Below are 25,708 nucleotides of genomic sequence, written 5' to 3'. Positions count from 1 at the left end.
CCTACTCCAGGGGAGAGGCCGGGTTCAGAACTCCCAGACCTCCGTCCCCTGGGGCACCTGACGGCCGTCGAGGTCGTCGAACTTCAGGCCCAGCAGCTGCCCGGCGCCGTTCCAGCCGCTCAGGACGCTCAGGGGCACGCCGCCGCCGGGATGGACGGTGCCGCCTACCTGCGCCAGATTGCGGGCGTGTGGCAGCTGCCAGCCGGGGCGCAGGCTGCCGGTCAGGCCGTGCGGGGCGCGGCCGTACAGCGCGCCGCCCTTCGCGGTGCGGGCGTACTCCGCCGGGGAAAGGGCCCGCCAGTCGGCCACCGGGAGCGGGCCGGCCGGGGTGTCTCGCAGCCGCTCCTGGAGGCGGCCCAGCAGCCACGCGCCGTACTCCTCGGGGCGGTCGGTGACGCCCGGGTCGGGCGGGGCGTTCACGAGCAGGAACCCCCGCGTGCCGTCCAGGTGCAGGTACAGCGTCGGGTCGCGCGGCAGGCGCCCGGCGCGGATGTCGCGCCACTCGCGGGCGTACTCGGCAGGCCAGAAGATGTGGTGCGCCTGCCCCCGGTCCTCCGAGAGCTGGAGTTGCAGCGCGAAGCCGCTCACGCCGCGCGGGGTGGGTTTCTCAGTGCCCCCCAGCCAGGAGAGCGTCAGGGCCCGGTCGGCGGCACTCACCCAGGCGTCCGCCGCGAAGGCGCCCTGACTGGTGTGCGCGCCCAGGATCAGGCCCCCGTGCGCGCTGAGGCTGGTGACGCGCGTGCCGAACTCGAAGCGCACGCCCAGCGCCTCGGCCTGCGCGTGCAGGGTGCGCGCCAGATCCAGCAGGCCGCCACGCAGGTGCCACACGCCGTACCCGAGTTCCACCCACGCGATGTTGTGCAGCACGGCCGGCGCGCGGTAGGGGTCGGCGCCCAGGTACGTGGCGAAGCGCAGCCAGAACGGCGTCATGAACGGCCCCGAGCGCACGTGGCGGTGCAGCGGGGACAGCGGCGCGGCCCGCCGACCCCGGGTCAGCGCGTAGCGGGCCAGCCGGGCCGGGCCGGGCGGCGGCGCGAACAGGAACGTGTCCTGCGCGTCCAGGTACATCCGCCGGGACGACGCGAGCAGCGCCGCGTAGCGCCGTCCCTCGGGGCGGGAGAGCTGCGCCAGCGTCGGTTCCAGGCTGCCCGCGACGTGCAGCGCCTCGGGCGCGAACAGCCGCCCGCCCGGCGCGTGGTACGTCGTGGTGGGCCGCGCCGCGCTCAGCTCCGGCAGGGGCAGCTCCAGGCGGGCGTGCAGCGCGCGGAACACCTGCGGCATCGTCACCACCGTCGGTCCGCTGGAGAACGCCGTCATGCCCAGCGCGGCCTTCCCGCCGGGGCCGTCCAGTGCGTCCAGCACCGTCACCCGCGCGCCCGCCCGGGCCAGCCGCAGCGCCGCCGCCAGCCCCGCGAAGCCCGCGCCGATCACCGCGACATGCTGCGGCGTGCGCCTCACGGCCGCGCCCCGGACGGGCAGACAGATGAACGGATCACGAGGCAGAGCATAGAGCACCCCCGGCGGCGCACAGTGTCAGATGCGAGACCCGCTCAGCGGGGGGTGCTGACCGAGTACGCGAGCAGGCTCTCGCGGCTCAGCGTCCGCCCGGCGCGTTCCACGCGCAGCTCACCGCCCGCGTGTCCGGCCAGCCCCACGGTCAGGACGTACCCGTACCCACCCCGGTTCCAGCGGTACTCGGTCCGGCCGTCCCGGGTGGCGCGCGTGCCGCCGTTGATCATGACGCCCGGCGTGCCGTCGCGGTTGCGGCTGGCGTACGTGACCTTCCCACCAGCCTCCCACACGATCACGCTGTGCTTCGCGGTGGCGGCCAGCACCGCCGCCTGCGGCACGTACCGGCACGCGAACGACCCGGCGGGCACGCGGAACTCGCTGACGTGCGTCAGGCGGTAGGCGGGGTCCTGCACGTTCTCCACGTTGCTGCTGTGCACGAAGAACCCCGGCGCCGGGGCCGTGCGGCCCGCGAATGTCAGCGGCGTGTACACCTGCCCCGCGCCCGGATCGTCCGCGCCGACCGTCACGCCCACCTGCGAGCGCGCCCCACCCACCCACTGCGTCAGCGTGCCCGCTCCGGCCCCCGTGCCGGACAGCGCCAGCACCCGCCCCGGCGTATCGCACCAGAAGCGCACCGGCTTCCAGATGCCCGCCCCGCCCTGTGCGCCAACCTGCGCGAACGACGCCTCGGTGAAGCCCGCAGCGGACGCCAGCGGCAGCGACGACAGGAGGAGGGCGGCGGCCAGACGGACACGGTTCAGGAACATGCCCCGAGCCTCCGCCCGGCCCCTGAGCGGCGCATGAACCCCCGCCCGCCGGGCGTTCAGGGATCGGCGGGGCCGTCCTGGCCCGGGGCGGTCACTGCCGGTACTCGCGGCCCTTCCAGCTCACGCGGCGGCGCAGGGCGCGCACCATGACCGGCAAGGCCAGCAGCGGTGTGACCGGCCCCAGCAGCCCCTCGGCCAGATCGGCGGGCGTGCGGCGGCCCGCGATGAGGTTCACGGCCAGCCGTTCCAGCAGGCTCGCGGCGCGCAGCGCGTTGCGGTTCGGCAGGGGCAGCAGCCACGGCAGCGTGTGCCCCGCGACGTGCAGCGCCACGCTGGCCAGCATGAACGCCCGCGAGTTCAGGTGGATGGGCAGGGCGTTCTTCCCGAAGCCCGCCACGGAGTCCGGGTACGAGCGGTACATCCGCACGCCGATGCACGCCTGACCCATGACGGTGGAGACCCGCAGGCCCAGCTGACCCAGCCTGCGGGCCATGACGGTGTCCTCCAGCACCTGATCCCGCACGGCGGCGTACCCGCCCACGCGGGTCAGCGCGGCGCGGCGGTACGCCATGACCTGCCCGTTGGCGATGGTCGCCAGCGGGTGAGGCGGGGTCATGCGCAGCAGCGGGAACGGGAAGTACGACAGCACGGCGGCGTCCACCAGGGGCGTGAGCAGCCGCTCGCCGGGCGTGACGTTCGACTGGCGCGGCTGCACGCTCAGCAGGTCCGCGCCCGACGCGTGCAGTTCGCGCAGCAGGCCGCCCAGCGCGCCCGGATGCCACGTGACGTCCGCGTCCGTGAAGATCAGAATGTCGCCGCTCGCGGCCCGCAGGAGCTGCTGGCACGCCCAGGGCTTGCCGTGCCAGCCGTCCGGCCGCGCCGCGCCGGGAATGACGCGGGCACCCAGGTGGCGGGCCACGTCGCCCGTACCGTCGTCGCTGCGGTCGTCCAGCACGAGCACCTCGTGCGCGCCCTGCGCGAGCACGCCGGGCAGCGTGACGGGGAGGTTCGCCGCCTCGTTGCGCGCGGGAATCAGGATGGACACGCGCGGCCCCCCCGGCGGCACGGGGGCCGGGCGCAGGCGGGGGAAGGTCACGGCGTTCACGGCCAGCGTCAGCGCCTTGCCGAGCAGCCACACGGCCGTGACCGTGCGGTACGCCCGCACCCAGGCCAGCTCGGGCGGCCCCTTCACGCGGCGCCGCGTCACGCGCGGTCCCCGGTCAGCCACGCCAGCAGCCGCGAGGGCCAGTCCAACCGGTCCGAACGGCTCGCGCGGCCCGGCACCAGCCGCAGGTACCCGGCCAGCGGGGCCTCCGGGTCGCTGCCCAGCAGGTCGGCGTCCAGTTCGGCCAGCAGCGCCGCCAGGGCACCCGGCAGCTCAGTGGCGTCCACCGGCGGCCCGACGCGCACGAACGCCTCGGGGAACTGCGCGCCGCGCAGCACCACCCGCAGCGCTGCGGGCACCAGCGCCGCTCCCGCGTGCCGCGCGATCCACGCCGCGCCCGGCTGCACGCCCCGCAGCGGCCCCGCCGGGTGCAGCTCGCCCTCCGGGAAGACCACCAGCCAGCCCGCGCGGGCGCAGCGCACCCCGGCCCGCACCTCGTCCGCGCGCAGGGCACCCACCCGCCGCAGGAACGGAAAGCGGGCCAGCTGCCGCGCCGTCATCAGGACGCTGAACGGCTGCCCGCACGCCAGCGCCACCTCGCGCAGCACGTACCCATCCCACCAGCTGTGGTGGTTCGGGGCCAGCACCGCCCCGCCGCCGGGCAGCGGGCCGCGCACCCACACGCCGCCCAGAGAGCCCCGCACGCTGCGGCGGATGCTCAGCGACAGCAGCCCGGTCGCCCAGGCGTGCCGCTGCGGCGCGTCGGTGCCGGGGCGGTCAGGAGCGGTCAAAGCGAGTCACCCGCCGCGCCAGCATCAGGCCCAGGCCCATCGCGGCCAGGGTCACGCCGGCCTCCACATACCGGCCCACGAGCACCAGCCCGCCCGGCAGGAAGAACGCCTCGACCGGGTACACCACCCGGAAATCTGCGCGCCGCGCCGCGCGGCCCGGCAGCAGGCTCAGGCTGGGGCCCCGGTGGGGCGGCACCTGCGGCGCCTGCCCCGGCAGCGCCCACGGCTCGCGCCGCAGCCCGAACAGGCGCGGGGCGAGGCCCGTGAACACCCACGAGATCAGCGACCCCACCGCCCACCAGCCCAGGAAGTTCTGCACCGGCGCGCCCGCCCACAGCGGCAGCGGATCGCTCCAGAGCCAGTAGCGCTGCGCGGTCATCAGCGGCTCCAGGCCCACGTCCCACAGCAGCATCAGCAGCCCCGCCAGCCAGGGCCGCCCGCCCGACAGGCTCGTGGCGGTCAGGGTCAGCGCGAACCAGCCCAGCGGCACGATCAGCGGCACGCCCAGCAGCGTCGGCCCCGGCGCAGTCGCGTACGAGTACAGCCCGAACGGAATCCCGGTGCGGCTCCCCAGCACCTCCACCCCCAGGCCCAGCAGGAACGCCACCAGCGCCATCAGTCCTGCCTTCCAGGCGTTCTCACGCTCCCACACGAACAGCAGCGCCGCCACGAACAGCGCCCCCGTGCTCGCCAGCCCCAGCACCGGGAAGCCGTCCGGCCACAGCGGCACCGGAATCTTCAGCGCCACATACAACGCCACGAACCACATCCACGGGCGCGTCACCGCCAGCAGCCCCGCGAACCGCGACGCCAGCACCCCCGCGAACTCCCGCCCCAGCGCGTCCCCCGCCAGCGCCAGCACGCCCGACAGCGGCAGCCCCAGCGCGATCAGCGCCCAGCCTGCCGGCAGATCCGCCAGGACCAGCAGCGCCCCCAGAAACGCCACGCCCAGCGCCGCGAACGCCAGCCCGGCCCGCCACACGGTGGGGGAGAAGCTCACGCCCGCACCGCCGTCAACGCCGCGAAGTACGCGCGGGTCGCCTCCGACACGTCCACCGGCAGAGCCGAGAGGGGCCACCAGCGGACCTCCACCGCGTCATCCGAGGCGCGCGGCTCCCCACCCGCGAAGTCGGCCGTGAACACGTGCGTCTCCCACGCCACCAAATTCCCGTCCGGATACGTGTGCCGGTGTGGCAACACGCCCAGTGAGCGCAGCGCGCCCACGCTCAGGCCCGTCTCCTCGTGCAGCTCACGCCGCGCGGTGTCCTCGGGTGACTCCCCGGCGTCCGCGCCGCCCCCCGGCACGTCCCACAGGGCGTTATCGCCCCGGCGCACCAGCAGGACGGCCCCGGCGTGCAGGACAGCAACGCCTGCACCCATGCGCCGGATCAAGGGTAACTCCAGTGAATCAGGCGGGAGCACGGCGGATACGCCCCCTCACCCCGACCCTCTCCGCTCACAGCCCACAGCTCAGAACCCATCAACTTCCTCACCGCCAGCGGCGGCGCGTCAGGTCTTTCACGAGGACCTGCGCGGCGTTGCGGCCGGAGGCGCCCATGATGCCGCCGCCGGGGTGAGTGCTCGCGCCCGTGAGGTAGAGGCCCTGCACGCCGGGCCAGCGGTACTGGCTGGCTTTCATCCACGGGCGGAAGGAGAACATCTGGTCGAAGCTCATTTCGAGGTGCATGACGTTCCCGCGGTGCAGGCCGAGGTTCGTTTCCAGCCACTGCGGCGTCTGGACGAGTTCCCCGACGATGGTGTCGCGGGTGCCGGGCGCGTAGTGCTCGAAGGCGTTGAGGATGTTCTCGCGCGCCTCGGCGGTGCGGGTTTCCCAGGAGCCGCTGCTGAGTTCGTAGGGGTAGTACTGCGCCCACAGCCACAGCACGTCCCCGCCCGGGGGGGCCAGCGAGTCGTCCACGGCGCTGAAGCTCATGGCGATCAGCGGCGGGTCGCTGGTGGGTTCGCCCGCGAGGTACTCGCCGTACCCCTTCATGAGCTGCTGCTCGTTCCTGATCAGGAGGCCCAGGCCGACGCGGCTGTCCGGTTCGGTGTGGTTGCGGTACTTCACCTTCTCGCTCAGGGCGAGGCGGAGGATCATCCCGAAGCCGTTCCCGACCCGCACCTGCCGCGCGGCGGGCGGGACGTACTCGTCCGGCAGGGCGCCCGCCGTGGTCAGGACGTGCGCGCCGGACACGACGGCCCGCGCGGTGTACGTCTCGCCGTTCTCCAGCCGGACGCCCTGCGCCTTCCCGCCTTTGACGAGGATGTCCTTCACTGGCGCGTTCACGAATACCTGCCCGCCGTCGGATTCGATGGCGCGTTTCAGGGCTTTCGTCAGGCCGCCGCTGCCGCCCTTGGGCCGCGCCACGCCGCCCTCGTGGTACAGCGGGTGCCACAGCAGGAACGGCGCACTCAGCGGGTCACTGGGGGGCGGCCCGCTCTGCGCCGCCATCCACACCAGCGGGGCGCGCACCCGCTCCTCGGTGAAGTACTCCCGCGCCACGTCCCCGTACGGGCGCAGAATCCGGGGCAGCTGCTCCATCCAGTCCTTGCCCTTCCCACTGGACACGACCATCTTGCCCATGTCCAGCGGCCCCGGCGCGGAGTTGAACAGGTCCGCCACGGAGCGCGCGAACGGCGTCCAGTCGTCCAGGAATTTCGTGTACGCCTCGCCCTGACCGGGGAACAGGGCGTCGAGTTCCCGCGCGGTGCGGTTCGCGTCCCGGTGAATGAACCACGGCGTCTCCCCGTCCGACGCGTGGAACATCGGGTCCACCTCCAGGTAGTGCAGGCCGTGCCGGGTGAGTTCCAGTTCGCGCACCACGGGCGTCATGCGGATCAGGATGTGCGCGCTCCCGCCGTAATCGAAACGGTACCCCGGCACGAGCTCCTCGGTACTCACGGCCCCGCCGACGATGTGCCGCCGCTCGAACACGCCCACCTTCAGGCCCGCCTTCGCGGCGTACGCGGCGGTCACCAGCGCGTTGTGGCCCGCGCCCATCACGATCACGTCGAAATCCGGCATCCCGCGCAGTCTCGCACGCCACCCCGCCCCCGGAGCGTCACCCCGCACGCAGAAGCGGCCCACCCCCACCGGGAACAGGCCGCGCCGCAGGGCCGGTCAGGGCAGCTGTACCGTTTTCCCGTTCGTGAACGTCACCGTCACCTGCGGATCGTCCGTCGCCGCGTCCGAGACGGTGCAACTGGCGATCCGGTCGCGCCCCACCACGTTCTCCAGCGGGCACGGCCCGTCGCGAAGCGTGCCGCCCGACTGCGCCGCGATCACCATGGTGTACGCCGACATGGCCGCCGCCCGCTCACCCGCTGCGCTGGCCCGCTCACGCGCCCCCAGCAGGCCCGGAATCAGCACCGCCGCCAGCAGACCCACCATGGCGACGTTCAGGACCGCGTGACCGGCGATCAGGCCGATCTTCACGCCGTCCGCCAGATCCGGGCGGAACTGCTGCGCCTGACGTGTGGCGTAGGCATCCTTGAACTGCAGGAGCTGTGCAACGAAGGCCAATCCCGGAATCACCATGCCCAGGGGTGAAGCTGTGGTACCAGCCGCCACCCCACCGATCATCCAGCTGACGATGAGAATGCCGACCCATCCGATGTGCCACCCCACCAGCCCGATGTACGTGAAGCCCGCGCCGGGCAGCAGCACGTTCAGCAGGTACCCAATGGCGAGGTTCGGTGCTTTCCGGGGCGTGGGCGCGGCGGTCGGGGGGAGGGTGTCTTCAGGCCAGGTCACCCCGCCAAGCTACGGGCTACCCCGGCGCCATGCTGCCTCAGGTGCCCGCGCCCCCGGCGGGTGCATGATGGGCCATGACCTCCTTTCGGATCAGACGCCTGGGCCCGGACGATGCCGCCGCCCTCGTGCAGGTCGCGCACGACGAGACCGACTTCACGGGCGAGCCGCCCAGCCCGCCCCTGACCCCGGACGCCGCCCACGCGTACCTGAGCGACCCGGGGGTGTGGCACTGGCACGCCGAGGACGCGGGCGGCGGCAGGGTGTGGGTCGCGCGCTGGTGGACGCCCTGCATGCCCAGATGCGCGGGCAGGGCATCGGCAGCGTGTGGGTCGCAGCAGACAGCGAGGAGGCGCGGGCATTCTACGAGGCCTGCGGGTACGAACTCGACGATCTGCAGGGCGTGATCCTCAGCCGGGCCATGCGGATCGACACACCCGCCTGACGCGGCGGGCGTACGCTGCGGGCAGGAGGTCGCCATGGGTCTGATGATGCTGGGTGTGTTCGTGCCGCTGCTCGCCGTGATGTTCGTCGCCGCGCGCCGCCAGGACCGCGTGAACCGCGCCATGAAAGAAATCGGCGAGGGCGAGGACGCCGGGTACGTGGGCGCGCAGGTGGGCGGCCCGACCTGAACCGAGGTCGAGGGGGCTGAGGGTCCAGGCAGCACCTGCCGGACCGCTCGTCAGCCCTTAATCCCAATCCGGCCAGCCAAAGACAGGATCGTCCGGCGCGGGCCAGTGGATGGGGAGGTCATCCGTGCGGCCGTCGATGCGGCGGATGGGCACGAGGCCGGTGCCGCTGCCGCACAGCCACGCGCGGGTGACGTGCGCGAGGTCGCGGGTGTGGACGGGTCGCGTGACGTGCGGGCGATCCGTGAGGTACGCGGCGCGGGTGACGGAGGGGAGGCCCCCTGCGGGCACGACAAGCTCTCCGCCGATTTCCAGCAGCGGTGAGGTGCGGCTGCCGTCCACGACGTGCCCGTGTACGTCCTGTAGCCAGCCCTCGAAGTGCGGGTGGGCCTGCGTGGCGGCGAGGCGGTACGGGAGGTAGTTTCCGGTCTTGTGCACGCCGAGTTGCGGGTGGATCTGGAGGTCAGTGACGCATACGGTGACGCCCTGAGCGGGGCGGGGGCCGGGCGTGAGGGGCCGGTGCGTGTGCAGGGTGCCGTGCGCGGTGACGGTGACGCGCAGCAGCCCCCAGGGGTGCGGGTCCAGCGCGGGCGCGGCAGGATCGGGGTGGGGGAGGCCCAGGAAGACGCAGGTGCCGCGCAGCCGCTTCAGGTGCGCGGCCCACAGCAGCGGCTGCCCGCGGCGGGTGCGGACGGTGGTGAAGGCGGTCGCGCCGTGCAGCCACGCGGGGTCGTTCCAGGCTGGGTCGTTCAGGGCGGCGGGCAGCCGGGTCACGGCTGCGGCCACTCCTGACTCAGGCGCAGCCAGTTGCCCAGCAGGGTGCGTCCGGCAGGGCTCAGGACACTCTCCGGATGGAACTGCACGCCCCAGGCGGGCTGACCGGGGACGGCCAGGGCCATGACCTCGCCGCCCTGGCTGGTCGCGGTGACCAGCCCGGCGGGCAGGCCGCGTACGACCAGCGAGTGGTATCGCCCGAACGGTGCGTCCGGCGGCACGTTCCGGAAGAGGCCGGTGCCGTCGTGCCGGGCGTACTCGGGGCGGCCGTGGACGGGTTGGGCGCGCTCCACCCGCCCGCCGAGCACCTGCCCGAGCGCCTGATGCCCCAGGCACACGCCCAGCAGCGGAATACGCCGCTCCAGGCACGAGCGGGTCAGGGCCAGCGTGACGCCGCTGGTGTCGGGCGTGCCGGGGCCGGGGCCGACGAGGACGGCGTCGGGCTGGGTGGCGAGCAGGTCGTCCAGCGCCTCGTGCTGGCCGCGCACGTCCACCCGCGCGCCCAGCGCGAGCAGGTCGTGCGCGAGGTTCCAGGTGAACGAGTCGCGGTTGTCCAGCAGCAGCACCCGCGCGCCCGTATGGGACGTGGCGGGGGGCGGCGCCCAGGGCGTGCCGGGCACCGGGGGCTGCGGCGGCTGCGCGGGGCGGCCCGGCACGCCCGCCAGGACGCTCAGGAGTGCCTGCGCCTTGTGCACCGTTTCCTGCGCCTCACGGGCGGGGTCGGCGTCGATGACGGTGCCGCCGCCCGCGCGGACCTCCACCGTCCAGCCGTCCGGCGTGCGGGTGAACGCGGCGGTGCGGATCAGGATGTTCACGTCCACCAGCGGCCCGCTGACGATCCCCAGCCCGCCGGTGTACCAGCCGCGCGGGCCGGGTTCGAGGTCGCGGGTGACCTCCATCACGCGTTCCTTCGGCGCGCCCGTGATCGTCCCGCCGGGGAAGGTGGCGGCCAGTACGTCCCGCAGCGTCACGTCCCCGCGCGCGCGGGCCTGGACCTCGGACACGAGGTGCATGACGTGGCTGTAGCGCTCGACGAGCATCAGGTCCGGCACGGTCACGCTCCCCGGCGCGGCCACGCGGCCCAGGTCGTGTCGCACGAGGTCCACGAGCATGGTGTGCTCGGCGACCTCCTTCGGGCTGGCGCGGAGTTCCGCCTCGAAAGCCGCGTCCTCGGCGGGCGTGTCGCCGCGGCGGCGGGTGCCCGCGATGGGCCGCGCGCTCAGGTCGTCCCCGGCCCAGCGGACCAGCCGTTCCGGGCTGCACGACACCACGACCTCCGACCCGAGGTCCGCGAAGGCCATGAACGGGCTGGGGTTCACGTCGCGCAGGCGCAGGTACGCGGCCAGCGGGTCGCCCTGCGCGGCGGCCTGCACGCCGCGCGAGAGGTTCACCTGATACACCTCGCCCGCGCGGATCAGCTCCTGCACGGCCCGCACGCCCGCCGGGTAGTCCACGTCGTCCGCGCCGAACGCGCCCACGCTCAGGCTCGGTTCCGGCGGCAGCGGCGCGCCCAGCAGCGCGGCCCAGTCCAGATGCGGCTCGCCCACCACGTTCAGGGTGCCCGCCACGCGGTCCCACACGAGGCCCGAGGGGTACTCGCCCCACCACATCGCCTCGCCGCGCGGGACGTGCGTGGCCAGCCCGAACGTCCGGGCCGCCTCGTACTTCAGGCCGCCCAGCCACGCCGGGAACACCGCGTCGCCCGCAGGCCGGTCTGGCAGGTCATGCGTGACCCGCACCGGCGCGGCACTCAGGAACGACCGCGCCCCGTACGCCACGACCGGCCCCAGCGACTCCAGCAGCACGGCGCCCGGCAGGCCCGCCGCGCGCACCCGCCGCAGCACCTCCGCCGGACTGAGCGTGGGCAGGGCAGGGGAGGCGGTGGAGGCGGGGCTCGCGGTCACGCGCCGGATTCTAGCGGGGGCGCTGCGGGATCACGCGGCCCCGCGTGCACGGCGACCTTCGCGGCCAGCGTGCGGTAGAAGTCCGGCTGTTGCAGGTACGCCAGGTGATCCGACCGGACCAGCCCGGACAGCGGGAAGGCCGTATCGTGCGCGCCGGGTGCGATGCCCTGCGCGCGGAAACTCAGCAGGTCCGTGTACGCCCACACGTTCCAGAAGTACCCCAGCCGTCCCCCGCGTGGGGGTCGGGGTGCGGGCCGCCCAGCGTGAAACCCAGCTCGTGGAACGCGCCCACCTGACTGGCGCACGCGCACCAGAAGTCCACCCGCACCCCCGCGCCGTCCGGATCGGCGGGCAGGAACGCGTGCAGCGCGTCGAAGATCAGCTGCCCGCCCATCGAGTGGGTCAGGACCACCAGCGGCTCGTGCGGGTGGGTGCGGGCCGCGTGGGCCGCGCGCAGCCCAGCCAGGACCCGCTGCGGGATCGCGCCGGGGCGCTCCGGCGTGCCGCGCCCGTTCAGGTACGCGAGCACGTCCCCCATGAACAGCGGCACGAACGCCTCCAGCGGGCGGCGCACCTCGCGCATGGCGCGCTTCACGTTCCGCCGCCGCGCCCGCATCAGCCCAGGCGGCAGGTGCGGTTCCAGCCGCCGCGTCCGGCCCGGCAGGCGCGCCTGCGCCGCCGCGTCCAGCAGGCCCCAGCGCTCGGCGGGCGGCAGGTCGGCCAGCAGCGCCCGCACCCGCGCGTCGCGCGCCACGCCCCACGCCACGCGGATCACGCCCGGCCACTCCGCGACCGGATGCGCGGCGCGCAGGCGGCGTTCCAGCGCCTCACCCAGCGCGTCCGCATCCAGCGCCAGCGGGTCGGGCTCCGGGGCGACCTCGCGCTCGCGCGCCGCGCGGAACTGCCCGCCCTGCGTGAAATGCGCGCCCAGGTCCCCCCAGTACACCCGCTCGATATGCACCGCATCCGGCGCGGCCGGGTTCAGGCCAGGCGCCACGTGCTCGCGCAGCAGCCGCTGCACGCCCGGCCAGTCCACCCCCTGCGTCGCGCGGTGAAGATCCTCCCAGCCCTGATCGCCCTCTTCCCGGACGGCCACCCCATGCACGAACAGAACCGGCATGCCGCCCATCCTACGGTCCCCGCCGGTCCGGCGCCTCCGGGAGGGCAGGGGGTGGTGTGCGCCCCGCTGGCCGTCAGTTGAGGGGAAGGGTCATCACCCACTGCGGCCCGATGCGGCCCTCGCGGGTGGCGGTCACCTGAAAGCCTGCCTTCCCGTACACGTGCCGCGCGCCAGGATTGCGCTGGTTCACGACCAGAATCACCCGCCGCGCCAGCGGGTACAGCGCCCGTACGAGTCCCGGCAGGGCCCGCATGGCGGCTGTACCCGCGCCGCGCCCCTGCTGCGCCGCGTCCACGCTCAGCGAGGAGAGGGCCACGGCGTCCGGGTCGGGTCCCGTCAGGTACCGGTCGCGGTGCTCGCCGACCGCCAGCACGAACGCGCCGACCACCTCGCCCCCGCGCAGGATCGTGACGAGCTGCCGCTGCGGGTCGCCCGGCACGCTGTCCAGCAGCCCGGCCGGGTGGGTGGTGAACTCGGCCTGGGCGGCGGGGAGCGTCAGGGCGCGCAGGGCGGCGGCATGTTCCGGTCGGAACGGGCAGAGCTGGACGGCCATAGCGGAGTCTGACACGGCCTCACTCCTGGGAACAGTTCTCAATAACTCCCGAATTCCTTACACTGCACCCGGAATTGCGGGGTAGAATGCCCCTCATGTGGGTGTCGACGAAAGCACAGTACGGCCTGCGCGCCCTGATCGAGATCGCGCGCGGCGAGGGTGACGCCGTGCCCCTCAAGGACGTCGCCGAACGCCAGGGCATCAGTCAGCACTACCTGGAGCAGATCGCCAGCAACCTGCGCCGCGCCGGGTTCATCAAGAGCATCCGCGGCGCCCACGGCGGCTACCGCCTCGCCCGGGCCGCGCGCGACATCAGCGCGTACGACGTCGTCACCGCCATGGAGGGCAGCATCGCCCCCGTCTCCTGCGTCGAGGACGACCACGTGTGCGACAGCCAGAACGTGTGCGGCACCCAGAGCCTCTGGTACCGCGTGGACGCCGCGCTGCGCGACGTGCTGGGCGGCACCACCCTCGCCGACCTGATCGAGGACAGCAACCGCCAGCAGCACGCCCGCCTCGTGCAGATCGACCCCAGCTACCCGCACCTGGGCTGAAGCGCCGCGCCGGAGGGGGAGGATGGACAGGCCGGGCCTGCCGTCCTCCCCCTCCGGTGGTGTGTGGCCTATGCTGGAGAACCGTGTACCGCTCGCTGATCAAGCCGCTGCTGTTCCGCCTGGACGCGGAGGACGCCCACCACCTCACGATCGGCCTGATGGACGCCGCGTCCCGCGTGCCCGCCTGGCCTGCCCTGGCGCGGCGCGTCACGGCGCCCGCGTCCCCCATGCTGGAGCAGACCCTCTGGGGGCAGCGCTTCGCGTCCCCGGTGGGTCTCGCGGCGGGCCTGGACAAGAACGGCGTGGCCGTCCCGGCGTTCACGGCGCTGGGGTTCGGCTTTCTGGAGGTCGGGACCGTCACGCCCCTGCCGCAGCCCGGCAACGACCGCCCGCGCCTGTTCCGCCTGCCGCAGGACGGCGCGCTGATCAACCGCATGGGCTTCAACAACGCGGGAATGGCCGACCTGCACGCCCGCCTGCACGCGCTGGGCGCGCGGCCCGCGCCGGTCTGGGTGAACATCGGGAAGAATAAGGTCACCGCGAACGAGGACGCCGCGCAGGACTACCGCCGCTGCGTCGCCGCGCTCCAGGACGTCGCGGACGCCTTCGTGGTGAACGTCAGCAGTCCCAACACGCCCGGCCTGCGCGCGTTGCAGGGTGCGGACGACCTGGGCGCCCTGGTGCGCGAGGTCCTGCAGGAGGTCGAGGCGCAGCGGGTAAGGACCCTGAAGGCCCCCCCGGTCCTCGTGAAACTCGCCCCGGACCTGCACCCCGCCGACTTCGAGGCCAGCGTGGACGCCGCCGTGCATGCCGGCGCGGCGGGCCTGATCGTCAGCAACACCACCCTCTCCCGCGACGGCCTGACCCACCCCAACCGGCAGGAGGCGGGCGGGCTGAGCGGACGGCCCCTCACGCGCCGCGCGACCGACCTCGTGCGCGCCGCGTACCGGCAGACCGCCGGGCGCGTCCCCATCGTCGGCGTGGGCGGCATCTTCACCGCGCAGGACGCCTATGACCGCATCCGCGCCGGGGCCACCCTGACCGAGGTGTACTCCGCTCTGATCTTCGAGGGGCCCGGCCTCGTCCGCGACCTGAACACCGGCCTCGCCCGGCTGCTCGCCCGCGACGGCTTCACGCACGTCCGCGAGGCTGTGGGCACCGCGGGCTGAATGTCTGAACGGCAAGGGGGCGGAGGAGTGAATCCTCTGCCCCCTGCGTATGGTGTGGGTCAGTGGCCGCTGGTGGCTTTCAGGCCGATGATGGACACGATCATCAGGATCATGAACGCGACGCGGGCGGGTGTGACGCTCTCGTGGAACAGCACGATGCCCAGGATGGCCGCGCCGACCGCGCCGATGCCGACCCACACGCCGTACGCGGTGCCGATCGGCAGGGTCTTGGCGGCGAGGCCCAGCAGGCCCATGCTGGCGATCATGCTCAGCAGGGTCAGGGCGGTGGGGACGGGGCGGGTGAAACCTTCCGTGTACTTCAGGCCAATGGCCCAGCCGACTTCCAGCAGTCCGGCGATGACGAGCAGAGTCCATGCCATACGGGACACCTCCAGTGTCTCGCCGTCTTGTCGTGACCGGGTACGGCGGTGCTCTCGTCCGGAGTTCAGCCCCTGAGGGGCGACTGAGACCCAGTGTAGCGGACCGGTGTAAGCACCCGCTGAGCAGTGGCCTGCCTATGGCTTCAGGTACGGGTGTACACGCGGTACCGGGCGGCGATTAGTCGTCCGCCGTCCGCTGGCGGGCCCGGTCCAGCCGCGCGGCGCGGTCCTGCGCGGCGGCGCGCGCCTCCTGCGCCTCAATCTCGCGGCGCTCCTCTGGGCTGAGCATACTCAGGACAGTACGGCACTCAGGGGAGGCCTCCGTCCGCCGAAAGGAGGAGGGGCCGCCGGACGCGATGTCGGCGGCCCCTCGCGTGAAGTCCGTCTCTCTACACGCCCAGGTAGGCGCTGCGGACGCGGTCGTCGGTCATCAGGGCGCTCTGGGTGCCTTCCAGGGTCAGGCGCCCACCTTCCAGCACGTAGCCGCGGTGGGCGATGCTCAGCGCCGCGAAGGCGTTCTGTTCGGCCAGCAGGACGGTCACGCCGGTCTCGTTGACGCGCTGCACGGCGCTGAACACCTGCTCGACGACCAGCGGCGCCAGGCCCAGGCTGGGTTCGTCCAGCAGCAGCAGCTGCGGGCGCGCCATCAGCGCGCGGGCGATGGCGACCATCTGCTGCTGCCCGCCCGACAGGCTCCCGGCGGGCGCGTGCCGTTTCTCGATCAGGGCAGGGAAGAGGTCGTACGCCCGCTCCAGTTCGCGGGCCGTCCCGGCCGGGTCGCGGCGGTGCACGAACGCGCCGAGGCGCAGGTTCTTCTCGACGCTCAGTTCCGGGAACAGCAGGCGGCCCTCGGGACACTGCGCGACGCCGCTGGCGACGTTGAGTTCCGGACGCCCGGTCGTGAGGCTGGTGCCGTTCCAGGTGGCGGTGCCGCCCGCGGGGCGCTGCAGGCCGCTCAGGGTGCGGAACAGGGTGCTCTTGCCCGCGCCGTTCGCGCCGAGCAGCACGACGATCTCACCGGGCTGCACGCTGAGGTTCAGGGCGTGCAGCGCCGTGAAGGCCCCGTAGCGGACGGTCAGGTCGCGGATCTCAAGCATGCGCGGCCTCCCCGCCCTGCGCGCCCTGGCCCATCTGCCCGCCGTGCGCGTGCGAGCCCAGGTACGCCTCGATCACGGCCGGGTCGCGGCTGACCTGCGCCGGGGTGCCCTGCGCGATGAGCTGCCCGTGGTGCAGCACCAGGATGTGATCGGCGAGGCCCATCACGAGGCTCATCTTATGCTCGACCAGCGCGACCGTCAGGCCGCCCGCGACCAGTTCACGGATCAGGGCCATGAGGTTCACGGTCTCCTCGGGGTTCATCCCGGCGGCCGGTTCGTCCAGCAGCAGTAGCTTGGGTTCGCTGGCGAGCGCCATGGCGATCCCCACGCGTTTCTGGCCCTCCTGCGTCAGGGCCCCGGCGGGCAGGTGCGCCTGCCGGACGAGCCCCACGCGTTCCAGGGCGCGGAGCGCCCCGTCGCGGCTGCCCCTGGCGTCCTGGCGTTCGCGGGGCGTGCGCAGCAGCGCGTCGAGCAGGCCGGCGCGCGTGCGGACGCGGTGCCCGATCATGGCGTTCTCCAGCACGCTCAGTTCGCGGTAGATGGTGGTCGTCTGGAAGGTGCGGGCCACGCCGCGCGCCACGACCTCGTGGGTGGGGCGGCGGGTGAGGTCCTCGCCCTGGAAGCGGACAGCGCCGGTGGTGGGACGGTAGAAGCCGCTGATCAGGTTGAAGAAGGTGCTCTTGCCCGCCCCGTTCGGCCCGATGATCGCGGTGATCTGCCCGGCGGGGATGCTGGCGGTCACGTCCCGCACGGCGTGCAGCCCACCGAAGCGGATGCCCAGGTTCTCGACGTCAAGCACCGCTGACCTCCTTGGTCTTCGCCGCGCGGGCGGGTCGGGCGGCGCGCAGTCGCGCCCACAGGCCCGCCAGGCCGTGCGGGGCGTACATCACGAGCAGCACCAGCAGCGGCCCGAACACGATGTACTGGTAGTCCTGAAGCCCCTTGAGCGTCTGCGTGAGGCTGTAGATCAGCGCGGTGCCCAGCAGCGGACCGGCCAGCGTGCCCAGGCCCCCGACGAGCAGGTACAGCAGCACCGTGAAGGTCGTGGTGGGCCCGGTCACCGCCGAGCCCAGGAAGCCCACGTACGTGGCGTACAGGCCGCCCGCCAGTCCGGCCAGCGCCGTGGAGAGCATCATGGCGCGCAGCTTGTGGGTGTACACGTTCACGCCCGCGCTGCGCGCAAGGTCCTCCCCGCCGCGGATAGCGAGCAGGGACAGCCCGAAGCTGCTCGCGCGGGCGCGCGCCACGATCAGCACGGTCAGCGCCAGCGTCAGGAGCGCCAGCAGGTAGAAGCCCCCGGACAGCTTCAGGCCGATGGCGCGCGACGCCTCCTCCAGCCCGGCGGGAGGCGCGATGCCGTTCAGGCCGTCGTTCCCGCCGGTCAGGGCGTCCCACTTGTTGATCACCAGCGTGATGATCACGCCCACGCCCAGCGTGAAGATCGAGAAGGCGTCCCCGCGCGTGCGGAACGCCACCAGCCCCAGCAGCAGCCCCGCCAGCGCGGCCAGCGCGATTCCGGCGGGCCACGCCAGCCAGAAACTCCACCCGGCCTTCAGGGTCAGGATGCCGGTCGTGTACGCCCCGATCCCGAAGAAACCAGCGTGCGCCAGCGGCAGCAGCCCCGTGTAGCCCAGCATGACGTTCAGGCCGTACGCGAGGACCGCCCACATCATGATGTTCACGCCCACATCCAGCAGGTAGCCGCTGGGATGCAGGAACGGCACCACGGCGGCCAGGACGAACAGCGCGGGCCAGACGAAGCGGCTCACGTCCCCCTCCGGAACAGCCCCTGCGGGCGCAGCGCGAGCACGAGCACCAGCATGGCGAAGCCGATCACGTCCGCGAAGTCCAGGCTGATGTAGAAGCCGCCGAAGACCTCGGTGAACGCCAGCAGGAAGGCGCCCACGATGGCGCCCGGCACGCTGCCCATGCCGCCCAGGATGATGATCGCGAACACCTTCAGGTTCATGACCTCACCCATGCTGGGTGTCACCGCGTTGATCGGCGCGATCAGGCTCGCCGCGACCGCCGCGAGCGCCCCGCTGATCGCGAAGGTCAGCATCCCGACGCGGTTGGTGTTGATGCCCACCAGCCGGGCGCCCTCGCGGTTCTGGCTCATCGCCTCGATGGTCGCGCCGGTCAGGGTGCGTTTCAGGAAGTAGTTCAGGCCCAGCATGACGAGCACGCTCGCCGCGATGATCAGCAGCCTCTGCCACGTCAGCGTCACGCCGCCCAGGTTCACGATGCCGGGCAGCGGCTCGGTGATCTGCTTGAAGTCCGGCCCGAACACCCTCGGGTGCGAGATCAGCGCCTCCAGGAAGAACAGCACCCCGATCGCCGCGATCATCGGATGCACGTGCGGGGCGTTGCGCAGCGGGTGGAAGATCACGCGTTCCATGAGTGCGGCCAGCAGCGCCACGCCCAGCGCCGAGAGGATCAGTGCGGGCACGTACCCCACCTTCAGGCCCGTCAGCGCGGCGTACGTCAGGTACGCGCCGAGCATGTACAGCCCGCCGTGCGCGAAGTTCGGCACGCGCATCACGCCGTACACCAGCGTCAGCCCCAGCGCCACCAGGGCGTACACGCCGCCCAGCGCCAGCGCGTTGAACAGTTGTTGCAGCACCGTCGACACAACCCATTCCCCCCTGTGAAACGGCGCGCCGGGCACACGTTCGCCCGGCGCGCACAGTGATCAGTTCGTCGAGTGACGCCCCGCGCTTACTTGAACGTCTTGATCAGGCGCAGGCGGGTGTACTGCCCGCCCTTGACGCTGGCGACCAGGAACTGCGCGTCCACGTGCCCCTTGTCGGTCACGCCGTACAGCTTGAAGACCGTCTTGTTCTGCGGCAGGGCCTTGGCGGCGGCGTCCAGCTGCGCGCGGATCGCCTCGGGGTTGTCGGTGGTGCCCGCCAGTTCCATCGCCTTGGCGATGATGTTCATGCCCATGTAGTTCAGCGCGGCCTCGCTGGTGGGCACCTTCTTGTACAGGCGCTGGTACAGCGTCACGAACACCTGCGTGCCCGGGAACTCCTTGGTGGGCAGCACGCCCACGCTGCCGTCCAGGTAGTTGCGCGGCACGACCTGATCCATCTGCTCGAACTTCGCCTGGTCCATCACGATGAAGCCGCCCTTGAAGCCCTGCTCGCGCGCGGCCTTCACGACCAGCGCGGTGGGCTGGCTGGGCCCGCCGATGAACAGCACGTCGGGTTTCTCCGCCAAGGCCTTCGTGACGGCGCTGGAGTAGTCCACGGTGGTGTTGTAGTCCACGCTGTTGTTCGCCAGGACGGTGCCGCCCTGCTTCTTCCACTCGTCGCTGATCGCGTCGGTCCACTGCTTGCCGTACGCGCTGTTCGTGCCCAGCAGGCCCAGGCGCTTGCCGAACGCCTTCATCTGCGTGGCGGCGAAGGGCTGCAGGTAGTTGTCGTAGCGGGGCGGCAGCATGAACGTGAGGGGGTTGCGGGATTCCAGGATCTTGGGTTCGCTGGAGTACGCCACGAGCAGGAATTCCGGGTCGCGGGTCGTCATGGGCTGCACGGTCAGGATGCCCCCGGCGTGCGGCACGAAGACCACGTCGATCCCCTGACTGGTCAGGCGTTTGACGTTCGTGGCGGTCTCGTTGGGCAGGTAGCGGTCATCGAGCGCGACCAGCTTGAACGTGACCTTCTCGCCCTTGACGGTCACGCCCGTGCGGTTCAGCTCCGCGATGGCCATGTCGATGCCGCTCTGGACGTCCTTGCCGTAGAACGCCGCGCCGCCCGAGAGCGGCCCGGAAAAGCCGATGTTCACGACCTTGTCGGCCAGCGCGGAGCTGCCCGCCAGGGCGAGCAGGGTGGGGAAGAGGAACCGTTTCTTCATACGACCTCCCACAAATCCAGCGCGCCCAGGCCCGGTGCCGGTGGCCTCGCTGAACACAGTTCAAGTTGTGCGTGCCGTTCATGCTGGCATGCCCCCCGGGGGGTGTCAATCCGCTTTCCCACACATGCCCCCGGCAGCCGCCAGGTCCGGCGCCGGCCGCACCTGCCACGTGCGGCCGGAACCGGGTAGACCGGCTGGCAGATCAGCGGTGCGCGCGCCCGGGTGAGCGCGGTGCTGGCCGGCGCCGCCACCCCGTCACGGCGCCCCACGACACGAATGACAGCGCACGAAAAAACCCCCTCCGGGGAGGGGGCTGATCTGGCTCGGCAGGTTGGGGTCGAACCAACGACCGTCCGATTAACAGTCGGATGCTCTGCCACTGAGCTACTGCCGAATACTGAGCCTGTGGCCGTTTCCGGCGCGAGAGGGATAGTAGCACGCTCCCCCATACCGCGCAAGTCCCGCCGCGCCCGGCCGGAGCGGGGCGCGCGGACCCCGCTCAGTCGCTGGCGATGGGCACCCCGGGCGCGGGCTGGGTGCGCGGCGGCGTGAGCGGCCGGGCGTACCAGCTCATGACCGGGCGGGCGTCCATGGTGAAGGTGTACCCCAGCCGTTCCCAGAAGCGCGCGCCGCGTGGATTCTCGCCCAGCACGCTCGCCAGGATGCGGGTGGTGCCGGGGGGCACGCGGGCCTCCAGGTGGCGCACCGCCTGTTCGCCCAGGCCCTGTGACTGGCGGTCCTCGCGGATGAGCAGCAGGTTGATGGTCAGGTCGCCGCGCTCGGGGTAGTCGTGCTTGCAGTCGAGACTGCCGAACAGTTCGCCGCGCTCGTCGTACAGGAGTTCCAGGCTGCGGCGCGGGTCGAGCAGGGCAATCTCCACGTCGCGTTCGACGTCCTTGTGGTGGGGGACCCGGGTGCCCAGCAGGGAGAAGTAGCCCGGTGCGGCGGCGTAGAGTTGATGAAGCAGCGGCGCGTGGTGCAGCGCCAGCGGCGTGGCGTTCAAAGTAGGGGCCTCCCCCGTCCGGCGAAGGTGGGCAAGAAGGATGCAGGCGCAGGTTGCCGGACTGACCCTGAGCATACCCGCTGCCCCGCCCGGACGCCATGAATGCCGCCGCCGGGTGGGCTTCAGACCCGCTTCACCCGCTGGGAGGGGGGGTGCGCTACCCTGCCGGGATGAACGGCCCCGGCTTCTACCAGTCCCGCCTGCAGCGCCCCGGCGCGGTGCTCGCCCCCATGGCGGGCTACAGCGACGCGCCCATGCGCCAGCTGGCGGCCGAACAGGGCGCGCTGTGGACGGTCAGCGAGATGATCAGCGCGCGCGGCCTGATGGGCGGCGGCGACACCGAGAAACTGAACCTGGGCCGCCCCTACCCCGGCGAGCAGGGCCGCGTGGTGCAGCTGTTCGGCGCGGAGCCGGAGGTGCTGGCCGGTGCGGTGGCGCGCGCCGAGGCGTGGTTCGCCCCGGCCGCGATCGACCTGAACATGGGCTGCCCCGTTCCGAAGATCCGCGGGAAGGGCGGCGCGTGCCTGCTCCAGACGCCCGAGACGGCGTACGACCTCGTGCGGGCCATGCGCTCGGCGACCGCACTGGACGTCAGCGCGAAGATCCGCCTGGGCTGGGATCACGACCGCAGCGTGGAGGTCGCGCAGGGCCTGGAGGCCGCCGGCGCCGCCCTGGTCACTGTGCACGGCCGCACCAGCGCCCAGCGCTACACCGGTGAGGCCGACTGGGACGCGATCGCGCGCGTGGCTGCGGCGGTGAAGGTCCCTGTGGTGGGCAGCGGGGACATCACCACGCCCGGGCGCGCCCGCGAGTGCCAGCGCACCGGCGTGGCCGCCGTGATGATCGGGCGCGGCGCGGTGGGGAACCCCTGGATCTTCCGCGCGCTCGCCAGCGGTCAGGACGCCTGGCCCGACGCGCGGGAACGTGCCCGCACCGCGCTGCGCCACGCCGAGCTGCAGGAACAGTTCTACGACGACGACACGGGCCGCCTGACGCTGCGCCCGCTACGCAAGGTGCTCCCGCAGTACCTGCCGGACTTCCCGGAGCTGCGCGGCCCGCTGACCCAGGTGCTCACCGCCGGGGACGTGAGGCAGGTGCTGGCCCCCCTGCTGGGTGATGGCGGGGCCGAGCTCACCCCGGCCCGCCCGGCGGGGTATGCTGTGAGTCATTCATGAACGTCCGCGAGTACTACGCCTACCTGACCGCCGCGCGAGAGCAGCTCTGGAACTACCTGCGCGCCCTGCCGCAGGCTGATCTGGACCGCAACCTGATCGAGGACGCCGACCGCTTCCACTCGATCAAGGACCTGCTGCTGCACGTCACGGACGTCGAAGATCACTGGGTGCACGGCATCGTGCTCGGGGACGGCGTGCAGGGCCTCTACCCGCACGACTGGGTGCGGCCCCAGGCGCAGCAGTACGACCTCGGGTGGATCCTCGACTACAGCCGCGAGGTCACGCGGCGCACCTGCGCCTTCCTGGACAGTGAACCCGATCTGCACCGCAGCGTGAAGCTCGTGCAGGACGACCCGGCCAGCGACACCGTCACGCTCGATCAGCTCATGTGGAATGTCATGACCCACGAGGTGCGGCACACCGCGCAGATCGCGCTGATGATCCGCCAGCTGGGTCACACGCCGCCCTGGCTGGACTACATGCGCTTCGTGCGGCCCCAGAACACCTCCGCGCAGGCCGGTGCGCCCGACCCCGACGACGAGCCGGACGACAGCGACGAGCTGTAACGCGACGTGGGCCGGAGGCCGCCGCCTGCGGGCGCGCGGCCTCCGGCTGTCCTACCGGAAGTCGGTCACGCGCACGAGAGGGCCGTTCAGGCCGTCCAGCCGCGCCGGCAGCCTCACCGGGTCCACGGGCTGTCCGGTCGCGGCGTCCACCGTCTCGAAGGTCGCGCGGCCCTGCGCGGGCCACACGGTCAGCAGCGTCACCGTGCTGCGCGCCGTGCCCGGGTGCCCCACGTAGTCCCGTCCGCCGATGCCCCCGGCGGACAGGACGTTCAGGCGGCCCAGCCGCGCCGGATAGAACGCCGCGTGGTGCCCGTGCACGTAGGCCAGCACGCCCCCGGCCTCCATGACCTGCCGCAGCGGGCCGGGGGCGCGCACGACCTCCCCGGAGCGGTTCTTCTCGGCGCTCACCCCGGCCAGCGGCAGGTGCCCCACGACCAGCCGCGCGCCCGCCGCCCGCGCGGCCGGGGACGCCAGCTGCGCCGAGAGCCACTCGCGCTGCGCGGCACTCACGTCCGGCCCGCTCGCGTCCAGCGACGCGACGAACACCGCCCCGCCGCCCAGCGTGAAACTGAACCGGAACGGGAACGCCGCGCGGTCCACGAACGCCAGCGGCGGCACGTGCGCGGCCCAGTACGCCGCAGCCTCGCGCCGGTCGCGGGGACTGCGGGGGCTGGCGTCGTGGTTGCCCAGCGTGAACGCGAACGGAATGCCCGCGCGGCTCAGGGGCGCGCGCACCTCCCGGTCGAAGGCCGCCCACATGGCCCGCACCTGCGCGTCCCCCAGACTGGCCTTCTGAGCGCCGATCAGGTCGCCGGGGGACAGCACCGCGTCAGGCCGCCACTCGTTCACGATGCGCGCCACGCTGCGGGCCAGCGGCGCGGGGTACGTGGTACCCCCGTACGGGCCGTTGAAGTCCCCCAGGACCGCCAGCCGCACCGGGCGGTCCGGCGCGGGCCCACTGGGCAGTCCGGTGGGCAGGGGGGCCGCCGAGAGCAGCAGCGGCAGCAGGAACGCGAAGCGGCGCATGCCGCGCAGTTCATCACGGCTTCTTGAGGAAATCATCAGCCGCCCCCGACCGGGCCGCGTCACGCTGGGGCATGACCGACCGCGACGAGCGCCTGCCCCTGAACCCCACCCTGGCCCCCCACACGCCGCCCACCACGCCGGACACCCACGCCGGGCCGGGCCCCCTGCCGGACACCCTCCCGGACGCCCCGCCCGTTCCCACGCCCAGCACGGACGGCCTGAACGCGCAGGAGGTCACCACCCTGGTCGGCGGCGGGGACGCCAGCCGCGCCGAGACGAACGAATCCCTGGCGAACGCCGAGGGGCTGGGCGACCCGGAGGACCGCTGAAGCGTACCCTGGAGGCATGCAGTCCATCGCCGATCTGCGCGCCCTGTGCGCCGAGCTGCCGCACTCGCGCGAGACGTTCCCGTTCGCCGCGACGACCCTGGTGTTCAAGGTCGGCCCCGCCGGGGCCGGGAAGATGTACGCCCTGACCGACGTGCAGGCCGATCCCGTCAGCGTGTCGCTGAAGGTGCGGCCCGAACGGGGCGAGGAGCTGCGCGCCGCCCACGCGGCCATCACGCCCGGGTACCACCTGAACAAACGGCACTGGGTGACCGTGACACTCGACGGCCGCGTGCCGCCGGAGCTGATCCGTGAGCTGATCGCGGGCAGTCACGCGCTCGTCGTGGAGGGCCTGACCCGCGCGCAGCGTCAGGACCTGGGCCTGTGACGGGAAACCTGACGGCGGGCCGCCGGACGCGCGTGATGATCGGCGCGGGCGAGCAGCAGTGGGACGGCTGGACCCCCACCCAGCAGGCGGACCTCGACCTGCTGGACCCCGGCACGTTCGCGGCCCACTTCGGCGCGGCGCGGGCAGACACCTTCCTGTGCGAGCACGTCTGGGAGCACCTGAGCGTTCCCCAGGGCGAGGCGGCCGCGCGACTGGTCTTCGCCTACCTGACGCCCGGGGGACGCCTGCGGGTCGCCGTGCCCGACGGCCATCACCCGGACCCCGCGTATCAGGCGCTCGTCGCGGTCGGCGGCCCCGGCCCCGCGCACGACCATCAGGTCGTGTACACCCTGGAGACCTTCGTGCCGGTGTTCACGCAGGCGGGTTTCGACGTGCGGCCCCTGGAGTGGTGGGACGCGGCGGGCCAGTTCCACCAGCAGGCCTGGCGCGTGGAGGACGGCCCGGTGTACCGCAGCCGAGCGCTGGACCACCGCAACGCCGCGTGGCGCGCCGGGACAGGCGGGCCGGGCTTCACCAGCCTGATCCTCGACTGCGTGCGGCCGGACGCATGAGCCGGAGGCCGGCCAATGTGTACGCCGCCGCGCCCGCCGGGATTCAGGCTACGCGACGACCGCGCACCACGGGGCGGGTGACCGGATGAGGCGGCGTGACCGGGCCGCGCGGCGCCTGTGCCTGAGCCGACTGTGCCTGAGCCGACTGGGCCTGACCGGGCTGTGGCTGGCGGGCCTGCTCACGCTGGGCGCGTGGCTGGGCGTCTGGGCGACCCTCGCCCCGGCGCGGGCGACGCTGCGCGACGCGCAGGCGACCCTGACGCGGCTGGACGGGCAGCTGGCGGACGTGCAGGCGACCCTCGCGCCGCTGGATGTCCTGGCCCGTCCCGAGGCGCTGGAGGCCGCCCGCACCCTGGAGGCGCTCAGCGAGGCGGCCGGGCGCGTGCCGCTGCTGACCACGCTGTTCCCGAACGGCGCCCTGGCGCGCGGCGCCGACGCCGCCCGCGACTGGCGCGCGGCGCTGGAGGACCGCGCGGCGTGGCCCGCCCTGGCCGACGCCCGCGCGCAGGTCCAGGGGTGGCAGGCGCAGCTGCGCACCCTGTCGGCGCGCCTGACCCTGCTGACGGTGGGCGGCGCGGCCCTGCTGACCCTGCTGTGCGCGTGGTTCGCCGCCGGGCAGCTGGCCCTGATCCGCCTGAGCCGCCCGGACCGCTGACCAGCCCCCACCTGTCCGGCTGTCGCCTGTGGCTGC

The 25,708-nt window shown here is 73.0% G+C and carries 31 protein-coding genes, 1 tRNA gene and 1 riboswitch; of the genes, 10 read left to right on the top strand and 22 right to left on the bottom strand.

Translation table 11 applies throughout. From position 1 onward, the window contains the following. Positions 1-24: 24 nt before the first annotated feature. The 8 genes from AUC44_RS13920 to AUC44_RS16895 all read right to left on the bottom strand — a co-directional run bounded on the left by AUC44_RS13920 (position 25) and on the right by AUC44_RS16895 (position 7,929). Positions 25-1,458 (bottom strand): phytoene desaturase family protein, encoded by a 1,434-nt coding sequence (locus tag AUC44_RS13920; RefSeq protein ID WP_062159257.1) that lies wholly within the window; start codon positions 1,456-1,458, stop codon positions 25-27. Between the two features lie 92 nt (positions 1,459-1,550). Beyond that, a complete protein-coding gene (locus AUC44_RS13915) occupies positions 1,551-2,279 on the bottom strand; it encodes a hypothetical protein (RefSeq protein WP_062159256.1) in 729 nt (242 codons plus the stop codon). A 91-nt stretch (positions 2,280-2,370) separates the two neighbouring features. Then, positions 2,371-3,453, bottom strand: coding sequence for a glycosyltransferase family 2 protein (locus AUC44_RS13910; RefSeq protein WP_417926376.1), 1,083 nt, complete (start codon positions 3,451-3,453; stop codon positions 2,371-2,373). 29 nt (positions 3,454-3,482) lie between these two features. Beyond that, positions 3,483-4,175 carry a lysophospholipid acyltransferase family protein gene (locus AUC44_RS13905; RefSeq protein ID WP_231724457.1) on the bottom strand — a complete coding sequence of 231 codons (693 nt, stop codon included), beginning with the start codon at positions 4,173-4,175 and terminating at the stop codon, positions 3,483-3,485. Further along, the gene (locus AUC44_RS13900) at positions 4,162-5,175 is read right to left on the bottom strand and encodes a carotenoid biosynthesis protein (RefSeq protein WP_062159255.1); all 1,014 of its coding nucleotides are present in this window, start codon (positions 5,173-5,175) and stop codon (positions 4,162-4,164) included. The genes AUC44_RS13905 and AUC44_RS13900 overlap by 14 nt, the downstream gene beginning before the upstream one ends. Further along, a complete protein-coding gene (locus AUC44_RS13895) occupies positions 5,172-5,555 on the bottom strand; it encodes an NUDIX domain-containing protein (RefSeq protein WP_062159254.1) in 384 nt (127 codons plus the stop codon). The genes AUC44_RS13900 and AUC44_RS13895 overlap by 4 nt, the downstream gene beginning before the upstream one ends. Positions 5,556-5,664: 109 nt before the next feature. Beyond that, positions 5,665-7,200: a phytoene desaturase family protein gene (locus tag AUC44_RS13890; protein WP_062159253.1), complete on the bottom strand. Its 1,536-nt coding sequence runs from the start codon at positions 7,198-7,200 to the stop codon at positions 5,665-5,667. Between the two features lie 96 nt (positions 7,201-7,296). After that, on the bottom strand, positions 7,297-7,929 hold the full coding sequence (locus AUC44_RS16895; protein WP_062159252.1) for a hypothetical protein: 633 nt from the start codon (positions 7,927-7,929) through the stop codon (positions 7,297-7,299). Positions 7,930-8,191: 262 nt separating this feature from the next. Between AUC44_RS16895 and AUC44_RS16890 the strand changes: the two genes are divergently transcribed. Both AUC44_RS16890 and AUC44_RS16885 read left to right on the top strand, forming a co-directional pair. Continuing rightward, a complete protein-coding gene (locus AUC44_RS16890; protein ID WP_197408546.1) occupies positions 8,192-8,371 on the top strand; it encodes a GNAT family N-acetyltransferase in 180 nt (59 codons plus the stop codon). Between the two features lie 34 nt (positions 8,372-8,405). After that, on the top strand, positions 8,406-8,558 hold the full coding sequence (locus AUC44_RS16885; RefSeq protein WP_197408545.1) for a hypothetical protein: 153 nt from the start codon (positions 8,406-8,408) through the stop codon (positions 8,556-8,558). A 57-nt stretch (positions 8,559-8,615) separates the two neighbouring features. Here AUC44_RS16885 and AUC44_RS13875 read toward each other — a convergent pair whose 3' ends face one another. The 5 genes from AUC44_RS13875 to AUC44_RS13855 all read right to left on the bottom strand — a co-directional run bounded on the left by AUC44_RS13875 (position 8,616) and on the right by AUC44_RS13855 (position 12,906). Then, positions 8,616-9,329 (bottom strand): aminotransferase class IV, encoded by a 714-nt coding sequence (locus AUC44_RS13875; protein WP_231724456.1) that lies wholly within the window; start codon positions 9,327-9,329, stop codon positions 8,616-8,618. After that, positions 9,326-11,233: a chorismate-binding protein gene (locus AUC44_RS13870; protein WP_062159249.1), complete on the bottom strand. Its 1,908-nt coding sequence runs from the start codon at positions 11,231-11,233 to the stop codon at positions 9,326-9,328. The genes AUC44_RS13875 and AUC44_RS13870 overlap by 4 nt, the downstream gene beginning before the upstream one ends. Further along, positions 11,230-11,439: a hypothetical protein gene (locus tag AUC44_RS16880; RefSeq protein WP_062159248.1), complete on the bottom strand. Its 210-nt coding sequence runs from the start codon at positions 11,437-11,439 to the stop codon at positions 11,230-11,232. The genes AUC44_RS13870 and AUC44_RS16880 overlap by 4 nt, the downstream gene beginning before the upstream one ends. Next, positions 11,415-12,353, bottom strand: coding sequence for a hypothetical protein (locus tag AUC44_RS16875; protein ID WP_062159247.1), 939 nt, complete (start codon positions 12,351-12,353; stop codon positions 11,415-11,417). The genes AUC44_RS16880 and AUC44_RS16875 overlap by 25 nt, the downstream gene beginning before the upstream one ends. 73 nt (positions 12,354-12,426) lie before the next feature. Next, on the bottom strand, positions 12,427-12,906 hold the full coding sequence (locus tag AUC44_RS13855; RefSeq protein WP_062159246.1) for a GNAT family N-acetyltransferase: 480 nt from the start codon (positions 12,904-12,906) through the stop codon (positions 12,427-12,429). 95 nt (positions 12,907-13,001) lie between these two features. Between AUC44_RS13855 and AUC44_RS13850 the strand changes: the two genes are divergently transcribed. Beyond that, complete coding sequence (locus tag AUC44_RS13850) at positions 13,002-13,460, top strand: RrF2 family transcriptional regulator (protein WP_062159245.1); 459 nt, start codon at positions 13,002-13,004, stop codon at positions 13,458-13,460. Positions 13,461-13,543: 83 nt separating this feature from the next. Further along, on the top strand, positions 13,544-14,629 hold the full coding sequence (locus AUC44_RS13845; RefSeq protein WP_062159244.1) for a quinone-dependent dihydroorotate dehydrogenase: 1,086 nt from the start codon (positions 13,544-13,546) through the stop codon (positions 14,627-14,629). A 59-nt stretch (positions 14,630-14,688) separates the two neighbouring features. Here AUC44_RS13845 and sugE read toward each other — a convergent pair whose 3' ends face one another. From sugE to AUC44_RS13805, 8 genes are all read right to left on the bottom strand, one after another. Beyond that, on the bottom strand, positions 14,689-15,009 hold the full coding sequence (sugE, locus tag AUC44_RS13840) for a quaternary ammonium compound efflux SMR transporter SugE (protein ID WP_062159243.1): 321 nt from the start codon (positions 15,007-15,009) through the stop codon (positions 14,689-14,691). Positions 15,010-15,026: 17 nt separating this feature from the next. After that, a riboswitch (guanidine-III (ykkC-III) riboswitch) is annotated at positions 15,027-15,095 on the bottom strand. Positions 15,096-15,398: 303 nt separating this feature from the next. Next, complete coding sequence (locus AUC44_RS13835) at positions 15,399-16,106, bottom strand: ABC transporter ATP-binding protein (RefSeq protein ID WP_062159242.1); 708 nt, start codon at positions 16,104-16,106, stop codon at positions 15,399-15,401. After that, positions 16,099-16,905 carry an ABC transporter ATP-binding protein gene (locus AUC44_RS13830; protein ID WP_062159241.1) on the bottom strand — a complete coding sequence of 269 codons (807 nt, stop codon included), beginning with the start codon at positions 16,903-16,905 and terminating at the stop codon, positions 16,099-16,101. Before AUC44_RS13830 ends, AUC44_RS13835 begins: the two co-directional genes overlap by 8 nt. Next, positions 16,898-17,875 (bottom strand): branched-chain amino acid ABC transporter permease, encoded by a 978-nt coding sequence (locus tag AUC44_RS13825; protein ID WP_062159240.1) that lies wholly within the window; start codon positions 17,873-17,875, stop codon positions 16,898-16,900. The genes AUC44_RS13830 and AUC44_RS13825 overlap by 8 nt, the downstream gene beginning before the upstream one ends. Next, positions 17,872-18,738: a branched-chain amino acid ABC transporter permease gene (locus AUC44_RS13820; protein ID WP_062159239.1), complete on the bottom strand. Its 867-nt coding sequence runs from the start codon at positions 18,736-18,738 to the stop codon at positions 17,872-17,874. The genes AUC44_RS13825 and AUC44_RS13820 overlap by 4 nt, the downstream gene beginning before the upstream one ends. A gap of 86 nt (positions 18,739-18,824) precedes the next feature. Next, positions 18,825-19,961, bottom strand: a complete 1,137-nt coding sequence (locus tag AUC44_RS13815) for an ABC transporter substrate-binding protein (RefSeq protein ID WP_062159238.1) — start codon at positions 19,959-19,961, stop codon at positions 18,825-18,827. 319 nt (positions 19,962-20,280) lie between these two features. Continuing rightward, a tRNA-Asn gene (locus AUC44_RS13810) sits at positions 20,281-20,355 on the bottom strand. Positions 20,356-20,460: 105 nt separating this feature from the next. Further along, a complete protein-coding gene (locus AUC44_RS13805; protein WP_062159237.1) occupies positions 20,461-20,964 on the bottom strand; it encodes a GNAT family N-acetyltransferase in 504 nt (167 codons plus the stop codon). A 170-nt stretch (positions 20,965-21,134) separates the two neighbouring features. Between AUC44_RS13805 and AUC44_RS13800 the strand changes: the two genes are divergently transcribed. After that, positions 21,135-22,139, top strand: coding sequence for a tRNA dihydrouridine synthase (locus AUC44_RS13800; protein WP_062159236.1), 1,005 nt, complete (start codon positions 21,135-21,137; stop codon positions 22,137-22,139). Then, positions 22,136-22,705, top strand: coding sequence for a DinB family protein (locus tag AUC44_RS13795; protein WP_062159235.1), 570 nt, complete (start codon positions 22,136-22,138; stop codon positions 22,703-22,705). Before AUC44_RS13800 ends, AUC44_RS13795 begins: the two co-directional genes overlap by 4 nt. A 51-nt stretch (positions 22,706-22,756) precedes the next feature. Here the strand turns inward: AUC44_RS13795 and AUC44_RS13790 are convergent, their stop codons facing one another. Further along, positions 22,757-23,767 (bottom strand): metallophosphoesterase family protein, encoded by a 1,011-nt coding sequence (locus tag AUC44_RS13790; RefSeq protein WP_231724455.1) that lies wholly within the window; start codon positions 23,765-23,767, stop codon positions 22,757-22,759. Between the two features lie 35 nt (positions 23,768-23,802). Here AUC44_RS13790 and AUC44_RS13785 point away from each other — a divergent pair, with 35 nt between their 5' ends. The 4 genes from AUC44_RS13785 (at position 23,803) to AUC44_RS13770 (ending at position 25,672) form a co-directional block, all read left to right on the top strand. Further along, a complete protein-coding gene (locus tag AUC44_RS13785; RefSeq protein ID WP_062159233.1) occupies positions 23,803-24,060 on the top strand; it encodes a hypothetical protein in 258 nt (85 codons plus the stop codon). Positions 24,061-24,076: 16 nt separating this feature from the next. Next, the gene (locus AUC44_RS13780; protein ID WP_062159232.1) at positions 24,077-24,445 is read left to right on the top strand and encodes an MmcQ/YjbR family DNA-binding protein; all 369 of its coding nucleotides are present in this window, start codon (positions 24,077-24,079) and stop codon (positions 24,443-24,445) included. Continuing rightward, positions 24,442-25,017, top strand: a complete 576-nt coding sequence (locus AUC44_RS13775) for a methyltransferase domain-containing protein (protein ID WP_231724454.1) — start codon at positions 24,442-24,444, stop codon at positions 25,015-25,017. The genes AUC44_RS13780 and AUC44_RS13775 overlap by 4 nt, the downstream gene beginning before the upstream one ends. Before the next feature lie 85 nt (positions 25,018-25,102). After that, entirely contained in the window at positions 25,103-25,672 is a 570-nt protein-coding gene (locus tag AUC44_RS13770) for a hypothetical protein (protein ID WP_062159231.1), read from the top strand. Positions 25,673-25,708: the final 36 nt, after the last annotated feature.

The organism is Deinococcus actinosclerus (genome assembly GCF_001507665.1).
GTDB classification, from domain to species: domain Bacteria; phylum Deinococcota; class Deinococci; order Deinococcales; family Deinococcaceae; genus Deinococcus; species Deinococcus actinosclerus.
This window is presented reverse-complemented; position numbering and strand designations above follow the sequence as displayed.